This is a genomic window from Massilia oculi, from assembly GCF_003143515.1.
Classification (GTDB): Bacteria; Pseudomonadota; Gammaproteobacteria; order Burkholderiales; family Burkholderiaceae_D; genus Telluria; species Telluria oculi.
Window position 1 is genome coordinate 4500346 of the sequence record NZ_CP029343.1, and the last position, 11242, is coordinate 4511587.

The 11242-nt window shown below is 63.9% G+C and carries 7 protein-coding genes and 1 pseudogene; all 8 read left to right on the top strand.

From position 1 onward, the window contains the following. Positions 1-125 precede the first annotated feature (125 nt). The 8 genes and pseudogenes from DIR46_RS20285 (at position 126) to DIR46_RS20330 (ending at position 11242) form a co-directional block, all read left to right on the top strand. Positions 126-3614, top strand: a complete 3489-nt coding sequence (locus DIR46_RS20285; RefSeq protein ID WP_109346861.1) for a response regulator — start codon at positions 126-128, stop codon at positions 3612-3614. A 35-nt stretch (positions 3615-3649) separates the two neighbouring features. Then, on the top strand, positions 3650-4441 hold the full coding sequence (locus DIR46_RS20290; protein WP_109348092.1) for a CheR family methyltransferase: 792 nt from the start codon (positions 3650-3652) through the stop codon (positions 4439-4441). Further along, on the top strand, positions 4438-5043 hold the full coding sequence (locus DIR46_RS20295; protein ID WP_109346862.1) for a chemotaxis protein CheB: 606 nt from the start codon (positions 4438-4440) through the stop codon (positions 5041-5043). The genes DIR46_RS20290 and DIR46_RS20295 overlap by 4 nt, the downstream gene beginning before the upstream one ends. Beyond that, positions 5040-6251: a hybrid sensor histidine kinase/response regulator gene (locus DIR46_RS20300; RefSeq protein WP_109346863.1), complete on the top strand. Its 1212-nt coding sequence runs from the start codon at positions 5040-5042 to the stop codon at positions 6249-6251. The genes DIR46_RS20295 and DIR46_RS20300 overlap by 4 nt, the downstream gene beginning before the upstream one ends. 234 nt (positions 6252-6485) lie before the next feature. Further along, positions 6486-7049, top strand: coding sequence for an alkyl hydroperoxide reductase subunit C (gene ahpC / locus DIR46_RS20305; RefSeq protein ID WP_005662712.1), 564 nt, complete (start codon positions 6486-6488; stop codon positions 7047-7049). Between the two features lie 102 nt (positions 7050-7151). Continuing rightward, the gene (gene ahpF / locus DIR46_RS20310; protein ID WP_109346864.1) at positions 7152-8720 is read left to right on the top strand and encodes an alkyl hydroperoxide reductase subunit F; all 1569 of its coding nucleotides are present in this window, start codon (positions 7152-7154) and stop codon (positions 8718-8720) included. Positions 8721-9019: 299 nt separating this feature from the next. Continuing rightward, positions 9020-9127, top strand: a pseudogene (locus tag DIR46_RS28060) (IS1595 family transposase); the annotation flags it as partial. 402 nt (positions 9128-9529) lie between these two features. After that, positions 9530-11242: a RecQ family ATP-dependent DNA helicase gene (locus DIR46_RS20330; RefSeq protein WP_109346866.1), complete on the top strand. Its 1713-nt coding sequence runs from the start codon at positions 9530-9532 to the stop codon at positions 11240-11242.

Genomic DNA, 11242 nt, shown 5'->3' on the forward strand with positions numbered 1-11242 from the left:
ACTTTGATAAGATCGTTCCTTCGCCGGCAGGACACGCTTTGTGCACGACCGTGCCGCTTTCGTGTGCGCGACATTTCACGTTTGCGTTACACTTGGGATATTTTTTTTCTAACAGAACAACAGGCATGGCCGGTCCAACTATCGAAAACAGCGAGTTTCGCCGCATTCTTACCCGCAATGTCGCGCTGCCGCTGAGCATGAGTATTGTTAGCGCGATTGTGTTTGTGGGCATCATCGCGTACCTGATCAACAGCCTGACCTGGGTCGAGCATTCCCAGAAGGTGATTGGCGGCGCGCATGAAATCCGCAAGCTGGCGGCCGAGATGGAATCGGGCATGCGGGGGTATCTGCTGGCGGGCGACGAGGAATTCCTGTCGCCGTATGTCCTGTCCAGGGAACGCATGTCGTCCAGCCTGGAATCGCTGAGCGACCTGGTCAAGGACAATATTGCCCAGGCCGAGCGCCTGACCCGCATCACCCAGATCCAGCAGCAGTGGGAAAACTTTGCCCAGGAAATGATCGACCGGCGCAGGGCCAACGACGTGAGCTATCTCGATGCCGTGAGAAGCGGCCGCGGCAAAGCCCTGAGCGACGAGATGCGCCGCAACTTCGACCTGGTGCTGGCTTCCGAGATGCGCCTGCTGCAGGAGCGCAGCGAGTCGGCGCGCAGCACCACCTTCTGGTCGGTGGCCGCCTTCCTGATCCTGTCCGCGATCGTCGGCGGCAGCCTGGCCGCCTTCGGCCGGCGCCAGCTGGTGCGCCTGTCCGACACCTATAACGAGGTGCTGGGCCATGAGGCCGAGCACAACGAAAAGCTGCGCCACCAGGACTGGCTGCGCTCCGGCCAGAACGAGCTCAATGTGCGCAGCGCCGGCCAGATCAACCTGGAGCCGCTGGCCGAGGCCGTGCTGCCCTACGTGGTCAAGTACCTCGACGGCGTGATCGGCGCCATGTACGTGCGCAGCGACGACGGCGCGATGCGCCGCATCGGCGCCTATGGTTTCAAGCACACGGACACCGAGCGGGCCGAGATCATCGCGCCGGGCAGCACGCTGGCCAGCAAGGCCGCCGAAGAGAATCGCCTGATGGTCCTCGACCAGCTGCCGGCGGACTACGTCAAGGTCAGTTCGAGCCTGGGCGAGACCGCGCCGCGCGCCGTGATCATCGCCCCGTTCCACAACCACGGCAAGGTCAAGGGCGTGTTCGAGATCGCCTTCCTGCGTCCGGTGGAGCAGCGCGACCGCGAGTTCCTGGGCTTCATCGCGCAATCGGTCGGCGCCGCCATGGCGTCGGTGCTGTACCGCCAGCGCCTGCAGGACGCGCTGGAAGAAAGCCAGACCCTGAACGAGGAACTGCAGGTGCAGCAGGAAGAGCTGCGCACCGCCAACGAAGAGCTGGAAGAACAGTCGCGCGCGCTGGAAGAATCGCAGTCGGCGCTGGAAAACCAGCAGGCCGAGCTGCGCACCACCAACGACCAGCTGGCCGAGCAGGCGCTGAACCTGGACATGAAGAACTCGGCCCTGCAATCGTCCCAGGAACAGTTGCACCAGCGCGCGGTCGAACTCGAAAGCGCGAGCCGCTACAAGTCCGAATTCCTGGCCAATATGTCGCACGAGCTGCGCACGCCGCTGAACAGCTCCCTGATCCTGGCCAAGCTGTTGGCCGACAACACCAACGGCAACCTCTCCGACGAACAGGTGCGCTTCGCCCAGACGATCTACTCGGCCGGCAACGACCTGCTGCAGCTGATCAACGACATCCTCGACATCTCGAAGGTGGAAGCGGGCAAGCTGGAGCTGGTGCCGGAAGACGTGCCGGTGCGGCGCGTGGTCGAGGGACTGGCGCGCACCTTCGAGCCGCTGGCGCGCCAGAAGCAGCTCGAGTTCAGGATCGCCGTCGAGCCGGGCGTGCCGGCCAGCCTGCACACCGACCGCCAGCGCATGGAGCAGATCCTTAAGAACCTGTTGTCGAATGCCGTGAAGTTCACCGAGGTCGGCGCGGTCAGCCTGTCGGTGTCGACCACGCCCGAGGGCGACATCGCCTTCCGCGTCCAGGACACCGGCATCGGCATCGCAGCCGACCAGCAGGACAAGATCTTCGACGCCTTCCACCAGGCCGACGGCACCACCAGCCGCCGCTTCGGCGGCACCGGGCTGGGCCTGTCGATCACGCGCGACCTGACCCGCCTGCTGGGCGGCAGCGTGGCCGTGTCGAGTGCGCCGAACGAGGGCAGCGTGTTCACCCTGGTGCTGCCGCGCGGGATTCCGGCGGTGCCGGCGCCGGCCGAGCTGCCGGTCGCGTCGGCTCCGCTGCCGCATTACACGCCGGCGCCTGCTGCTCCAGCCGCGCCGGCTGCGGCCAGCGCACCCGCGGCCAGCGCCGAACCGATCAACAGCTTCCCGGATGACCGCGACAAACCCGCCGACGGCCGCCGCACGGTGCTGGTGGTGGAGGACGAGGCGCCGTTCGCGCGCATCCTGTACGACCTGGCGCGCGAACTCGATTACCGCTGCCTGGTGGCGATGAGCGCCGACGAGGGCCTGGCGCTGGCCGTCAGCCAGCGTCCGGACGCCGTGCTGCTCGACGTGCGCCTGCCGGACCGCTCGGGCCTGACCGTGCTGCAGCAACTGAAGGACAATCCGTCGACCCGCCACATCCCGGTGCACGTCATCTCGAGTATCGAGAACGGCGGCGAAGCCCTGCACCTGGGCGCGATCGGCTATGCATTGAAGCCGGCCAGCCGCGAAGAGCTGGAAGAGGTGTTCCGCAAGCTGCAGGAAAAATCGAGCCAGAAGATCAAGCGCGTGCTGCTGGTCGAGGACGACGAGCGCCAGCGCGAGAGCGTGGTGGCCCTGATCGCCGACGACGACGTCGAGATCGCGGCTGTAGGCACCGCCAGCGAGGCCCTGGCCCATCTGAAGAACGAGATCTTCGATTGCATGATCATCGACCTCAAGCTGCCCGACATGCAGGGCGGCGAGCTGCTCGAGCGCATGTCGCAAGAAGAGCTGTGCTCCTTCCCGCCGGTGATCGTGTACACCGGCCGCAACCTGACGCGCGACGAAGAAGCGCAGCTGCTGCGCTATTCGCGCTCGATCATCATCAAGGGCGCGCGCTCGCCGGAGCGCCTGCTGGACGAAGTGACGCTGTTCCTGCACAAGGTGGAATCCGAGCTCTCGACCGAGCGCCAGAGCATGCTCAAGGCGGTGCGCGGACGCGACCGCGTGTTCGAGGGCCGCACCATCCTGCTGGTCGACGACGACGTGCGCAATGTGTTCGCATTGACGTCGGCGCTGGAGCAGCGCGGCGCGAAGATCGAAGTCGGCCGTAACGGCTTCGAAGCGATTGCAAAACTGGATGAAGTGCCGGGGATCGACCTGGTGCTGATGGACATCATGATGCCGGGCATGGATGGGTTGGAAGCGACGCGCCGCATTCGCGCCGACGGCCGCTTCGACCGCCTGCCGATCATCGCCATCACCGCCAAGGCCATGAAGGACGACCAGGAGCAGTGCCTGGCCGCCGGCGCCAACGATTACCTGGCCAAACCGATTGACCTCTCCCGCCTGTACTCGCTGTTGCGGGTCTGGATGCCCACCCTGGAGCGAATTTGAGCCAACCCCCGAGCGACTTCGACATCGAGCTGCGGATGCTCGTCGAAGCCGTCTACCTGAAATATAACTACGATTTCCGCGACTACACCGGCGCTTCGCAAAAGCGCCGGGTGCTGGTCGCCATGCGCGAAATGGAATGCGACACGGTGTCGGAACTGCAGTCGAAAGTACTGCACGAGCCGAACGGTTTCGCCCAGCTGCTGCAATACCTGACGATTCCCGTCACCGAGATGTTCCGCGACCCGGAGTACTTCCTGGCGGTGCGCGAGCAGGTGGCGCCTTTCCTCAAGACCTACCCGTCGCTCAAGATCTGGGTGGCCGGCTGCAGCACCGGCGAAGAAGTGTATTCGCTGGCCATCCTGCTCAAGGAAGAGGGGCTGCTCGAGCGCAGCATCATCTATGCGACCGATATCAATCCCGAGTCGCTGGAGGCGGCGCGGCGCGGCGTGTTTCCGCTCGAGCGCATGCGCCTGTATACCGAGAACTACCAGAAGTCCGGCGGCAAGGCCGCGTTCTCGGACTATTACACGGCGGCCTATGGCGGCGCGCTGTTCGAGCGCAGCCTGATGGAGAACGTGACCTTCGCCGACCATAGCCTGTCGACCGACAGCGTGTTCTCGGAAACCCACTTCGTCAGCTGCCGCAACGTGCTGATCTACTTCAACCGGCGCCTGCAGGACCGCGTGCTCGGCCTGTTCCACGACTCGCTGTGCCATCGTGGCTTCCTGGGCCTGGGCAGCAAGGAAAGCATCGACTTTTCCAGCTACGCCGGGCGCTTCGAGGCGCTGGCCAAGCGCGAGCGCCTGTTCCGCAAGGTGTCGCCATGAACCTGGACCAGCAACTGGCCGCGGCCATGGGCGCGCGCCGGATCGAGATGGTCGTCATCGGCGGCTCGGCCGGCGGGGTCGACGCCCTGGTCGGCCTGGTGCCGGTGCTGCCGGCCGGATTCACGCCGGCCGTGACCTGCATCCTGCACGTGCCGCCGGATCGCGAGAGCCGCCTGGCCGAGCTGTTCGCCACGCGCACGGCGCTGCCGGTGCGCGAAGCGCAGGACAAGGAGCCGATCCAGCCGGGCACCGTGTATTTCGCCGGTTCCGGCTACCACCTGTCGATAGAACAGGACCGCAGTTTTTCGCTCAGCTGCGAGCCGCCGGTGCAGTTCGCCCGGCCGGCGATCGATATACTGATGGAGTCCGCCGCCGACGTGTATGGCCCGGCGCTGGCGGGTATACTGCTGACTGGCGCCAACTTCGATGGCGCCGAAGGCATGTGCCGCATCCGCGAATGCGGCGGCCTGACCATCGTCCAAGACCCTGATGAAGCACAAGCCCGGTCCATGCCCGAAGAGGCTATCCGGCGCTGCGCTCCGCACCTGGTGTTGCCGCTGGCCGGCATCCGTACCGTGCTGCCCCTGTTGGAGACCCCATGAACCAGGACCCAAGCAAGATTCTGATCGTCGACGACCTGCCGGAAAACCTGCAGGCGCTCGAGGCGCTGCTGCGCCATGACCAGCGCACCATCTACCAGGCTGCGTCTGGCGAGCAGGCGCTGGCCCTGCTGCTCGAGCACGAGTTCGCGCTGGCGATCCTCGACGTGCAGATGCCGGGCATGGACGGCTTCGAGCTGGCCGAGGTGATGCGCTCGACCACCCGCACCCGCCACATTCCGATCGTGTTCGTCTCGGCCGCCGGGCGCGAACTCGACTACGCCTTCAAGGGCTACGAGAGCGGGGCGGTCGACTTCATGTACAAGCCGCTCGACGCCGACGCGGTACGCAGCAAGGTCAACGTCTTCGTGGCCCTCGACCAGCAGCGCCGCGAGACGCGGCGCCAGATGCTGGCGCTGGAACAGAGCCGGCAGGAGCAGGAGGTGCTGCTGCGCGAGCTGAACCAGACCCAGCAGGAGCTGCAGCGCTCGCTGAAGATGCGCGACGAGTTCATGTCGCTGGTGGCGCACGAGCTGCGCACGCCGCTCAACACGCTGTTCCTGGAAACACAGATGCGCAGCCTGCAGCTCAAGCGCGGCAACACGGCGGCCTTCGCGCCGCAGCCGATGGAAGCGATGATCCAGCGCGACGAGCGCCAGATCAAGTCGATGATCCGCTTGATCGACGACATGCTCGACGTCTCGCGCATGCGTAGCGGCAAGCTGTCGATCCGCCCGGCCCAGGTCGAGCTGATGAACCTGCTGGAACGGGTGGTGAGCGACCTGTCGCTGCAGGCCGCCACCACCGGCAGCTCGCTGACCCTGCGCCCGCACGACGGCGTGACCGGCTGCTGGGACGAATTCCGCGTCGAGCAGGTCATCGTCAACCTCCTGACCAACGCGCTGCGCTACGGCTGCGGCCAGCCGGTCGAGGTCAGCGTCGAGCGCCTGGGGGAGATGGTGCGGATCGACGTGCGCGACCAGGGCAAGGGCATCGCCTCGTCCGACCTGGAGCGCATCTTCGAGCCCTACGAGCGGGGCGCCCGCAACGGCGAGCCGAAGGGCCTGGGGCTGGGCCTGTATATCTCGCGCCAGCTGGCCATCTCGCATGGCGGCGAACTGCGCGTGACGAGCAAGCCCGGCGAGGGCTCGGTGTTCAGCCTGGTCCTGCCCTGTACCGACGTCCTCGTCTGCGCCGAAGCCGAGCTCTGACCGATATACAGGCGGGTGTGGGCGGTGTCCAAACAAGACGCCGGTTGCACCCGCTTGCCATTTGCGACACACTGTCCGGGTTTGTTCGAGACCCTCCTTGGCCCAGGACGGCAAAGGTGTACTTGACTGATAGCTAAAATCAATCAAGAATATCGAATCAATCAATTTCACAAACGACGAGTGGGGCGGTAAACTGCTTGTCATACGTTTCATCAACCCCAAACAGGAGATTACATGTCCCTCATTAACACCCAGATCAAGCCGTTCAAAGCAACCGCTTACCACAACGGCAAGTTCATCGACCTGACCGAAGAGAACTTCAAGGGTACCTGGTCGGTGGTGATGTTCTACCCGGCAGACTTCACCTTCGTCTGCCCGACCGAACTGGAAGATCTGGCCGCATTCCAGCCGGAATTCGAAAAGCTGGGCGTCAATGTGTACGGCGTCTCGACCGACAGCCACTTCGCCCACAAGGCGTGGCACGACACCTCGGACGCGATCAAGAAAGTGAACTACCCACTGATCGGCGACCCGACCGGCGTCCTGTCGCGTAACTTCGAAGTCATGATCGAAGAAGAAGGCATGGCACTGCGCGGCACCTTCGTGATCAATCCGGAAGGCCAGATCAAGATCATGGAAGTGCACGACAACGGCATCGGCCGCGACGCGTCGGAACTGATGCGCAAAGTCAAGGCAGCCCAGTACGTCGCTTCGCACCCAGGCGAAGTCTGCCCGGCCAAGTGGACCGAAGGCGCAGAAACCCTGACCCCGTCGCTGGACCTGGTCGGCAAGATCTAAGCAGTAAGGCAGTAGTCAAGTAGCACCCGTAACGGGCCGCTGCGGCGGCCCGTTTCACGCCCGGCCTGTACAAGTCAAGTGAATAGATAAAAGGAAAACATCATGCTGGACGCAACCCTCAAGAAACAGTTGCAAGCCTATCTGGAAAAAGTGGTGCAGCCGATTGAGCTGGTTGCATCGCTGGATGATTCGCCGAAATCGCGCGAAATGGACGAGCTGCTCAACGAGATCGCAGCCCTGTCCGACAAGATCACCGTGCGCCAGGAAGCCAACGAGCGCACCCCGTCGTTCGCGATCAACCGCGTCGGCACCGATATCGGCGTGCGTTTCGCCGGCATCCCGCTGGGCCACGAATTCACCTCGCTGGCGCTGGCCCTGCTGCACGTCGGCGGCCACACCATCAAGCTGGAACAATCCGTCATCGACCAGATCGCAGCCCTGGACGGCGACTACGTCTTCGAGACCTACATCTCGCTGTCGTGCCATAACTGCCCGGAAGTCGTGCAGGCACTGAACACGATGTCGGTCATCAACCCGCGCATCAAGGTCGTGACGATCGATGGCGGCGTCTTCAAGAAGGAAGTGGAAGACAAGCAGATCCTGGCCGTGCCGATGATGTTCCTGAACGGCCAGCATTTCGGCCAGGGCCGCACCAACGTCGAAGAGATCCTGTCGAAGATCGACGTCAAGGGCGGTGAGCGCAAGGCTGCCGAACTGAGCCAGAAAGACCCGTTCGACGTGCTGATCGTCGGCGGCGGCCCCGCCGGCGCGGCAGCCGCGATCTACGCCGCCCGCAAGGGCATCCGTACCGGCGTGCTGGCCGACCGCTTCGGCGGCCAGGTGCTGGACACCCTCGCGATCGAGAACTTCGTGTCGCTCAAGGCGACCGACGGTCCGAAGTTCGCCGTCGCCCTGGAAGAACACGTCAAGGATTACGACGTCGACATCATGAACACCCAGCGCGCCAGCAAGCTGGTGGGCGGCAGCATGATCGAAGTGCATACCGAGAGCGGCGCGGTGCTCAGGTCGAAGACCGTGATCGTGGCGACCGGCGCCCGCTGGCGCGAGATCAACGTGCCGGGCGAGAAAGAGTACAAGAACCACGGCGTGGCGTACTGCCCGCACTGCGATGGCCCGCTGTTCAAGGGCAAGCGCGTGTCGGTGATCGGCGGCGGCAACTCCGGTGTCGAAGCGGCGATCGACCTGGCGGGCATCGTCAAGGAAGTGACCCTGATCGAATACGGCAATGAGCTGCGCGCCGATGCGGTCCTGCAACGCAAGCTGTATTCGCTGCCGAACGTCAAGGTGATCAAGTCGGCCCAGACCACCGAGATCCACGGCGACGGCAAGATCGTCAACGGCCTGAGCTACAAGGATCGCACTACCGGCGAGCTGCACAAGCTGGACCTGGAAGGCGTGTTCGTGCAGATCGGCCTGGTGCCGAACGCCGAATGGCTCAAGGGCACGATCGACCTGTCGGCGCACGGCGAGATCGAAGTCGATGCCCGCGGCCACACTTCGCTGCCGGGCGTGTTCGCTGCCGGCGACGTGACCACGGTGCCGTTCAAGCAGATCGTGATCGCCGTGGGCGAGGGCGCCAAGGCTTCGCTGGCCGCTTTTGACCACCTGATCCGCCTGCCGGTGGAAGAGGAAGAGCAGAAAGCTGCTTGATGACCGAGCGGGCCACGCGGCCCGCCAGGTCGAGGAAAGGAACGCCGTCTTCCCTTGGGAAGGCGGCGTTTTTTTTGGCGCTGTACCCGTTGGATATGGATGAGCATTGAACTGCTGAGCTGAGCCGCGGTCCAGCCCCGGTCGTCAGCGATCGGGAGCGCGCAATGAAAGCGCCGGAGTCTGCGAAGCTGTTCGACGGGTTGCCGCTGCTGAACCAGCCGCAGCGCCAGCAGGTGCTCGCCGTCCTGCATCCGGCAGCCGGGCTCGACAGAGTGATCGCCCTCCACGCAAACGCGGTGTCGCGCTGGCTACCCGATTACCTTGGCTGGCATTGGGCGATCGATGGTGGGAGGGTCACTTCTGTCGAGCAATTGCTGCGTATCGCAGCCAAGGTCATCAACAGATAACGATGACAGAGCCTTCTGATATGGTGGGACTCAGTGGAACGAGAACAGCAACGCCGACGACAGCGCGCCGGACTCCAGCAAGAACCAGGTGGCCGCGCTGGCAAGGGCCAGGTGGACTGCGGTCCAGGTCATAGGGCGGCGCGACATGATGGTTCTCCTGAAGATGGCGGGGCTGTGAATGATGGTCACATAGTAAATGTCTAGCTGGACACCCGGCATCGGTCAAATATCCGTCTAGTTGTAGGACTAAACCTTGTCGAGAATTTGTGTCGCACAATTGACACAATCAGCTTAGCACTACGCCTTTAACGTGACGACCCCGCCAAAAGTTGACCTCCTACGCATGAAGTAGGTGGCGTCCTATAGTCGAGTTGTCGCCGTGCTAATAAAGTCGACTTCATCATGACCCGACACGACCCCACCCTCATGCACCGCGGCCTGCTCGCCGTGCGCCGTAATACCATCCGACGCCTCCTGAGCGCCGTGTTCGGCATCGCGCAGCTGCGCGAAGGCCAGCAGCGCGTGATCGACAGCGTACTCGACGGCAAGGACACCCTGGCCATCATGCCCACCGGCGGCGGAAAGTCGCTGTGCTACCAGATCCCGGCCAAGATGCTGGAGGGGATCACGGTCGTCGTTTCTCCGCTCATCTCGCTCATGAAGGACCAGCTCGAGAAGCTGGAAGAGATCGGCATCCGATCGGTCCAGGTCAACAGCAGCCTGTCGTCCGACGAAGAACACGCCGCGCTCGAGGCGATCGCCACCGAGTCCTGCGAAATCGTGTTCTGCACCCCGGAACGCCTGGTCTCGCCCGAATTCATCGCCGTGCTGCGCCAGGTCACGCTCGACATCGTCGTGATCGACGAGGCGCACTGCATCTCGCAATGGGGACACGACTTCCGCCCGGCCTATATCGGCCTGGCCGCCGCGATCGAAGCGATCGGCCGCCCGCCGGTGCTGGCGCTCACGGCCACCGCCACCGACGAGGTAATCGCCGACATCGGCAAGCAGCTGGGCCGCAAGCTGAATGTGATCAATACCGGCATCTACCGGCCCAACCTGCATTACCGCGTGCGGCAGGTCACCAGCCCCAGGGAGAAATACCGGGAGGCGTTGCGCCTGGTGCAGGAAACACAAGGCGTCGGCATCGTGTACGCCGCCACCGTCAAGGTGGCCGAGGAGATGCTGGCCGTGCTTGAGGAGGCCGGCGAGTCGGTCACGCTCTATCACGGCAAGCTGTCGGCGGCCGAGCGAAAAATGAACCAGGACCTGTTCATGGAAGGCGAGCGCCGCGTGATGGTGGCGACCAATGCCTTCGGCATGGGCATCGACAAGAGCGATACACGCTTCGTGATCCACCTGCAGATCCCGGCCAATCTCGAATCCTATTACCAGGAATCGGGTCGCGCCGGACGTGATGGACTCGATGCCGAATGCACCTTGCTGTTCCTGCAGGACGACAAGCGCCTGCAGCAGTTCTTCCTGATGAAGCATTATCCGGATGCCGAGGAACTGCAACTGGTGCACGCCAGCGTGCGCAGCCTGGGCGGCGAGGGGCCGGTGGCGCTCAAGCGCCTCGATGCGGCGCTGGAAGACGTCGCCGATTCGAATATCAAGGTCTGCCTCAAGTTGCTCAAGGACGCCAAGCTGCTGCGCCAGAACCGCAAGCTGGAGTACATCCCCAGTGCAACCGAGCCGCGGCCCGGCGTATTCGCGCGCCTGGCCCAGGTGTACGTGCAGAAGCAGGAACACGACAAGGAAGCCCTGAACCAGATGGTCGGCTACGCCGTCAGCGGCTTTTGCCGCTGGAAGCTGCTGCTCGATTACTTCGGCGACCGGGCGCCTGGATTTGAACACTGCTGCAAGTGCGACAACTGCCTGAATCCTCCGGCGCTGAGCCTGTCCGAAGACATCGTGATCCGCGACGACGAATTCGACCGCGAGCCGCTGGAGGAAGCGACAAAGCCGAAGTTCGAGGCAGGCGCGCGCGCCAGGTCGGCCAGGTATGGCGAAGGGGTGGTGGTCGCCATCGCCGGCGATCAGGTGACGGTCGACTTCCCGGATGGAGAACGCCGCAGCTTCATGGCCGATTTCCTCGATCAGGTAGCCACGTAA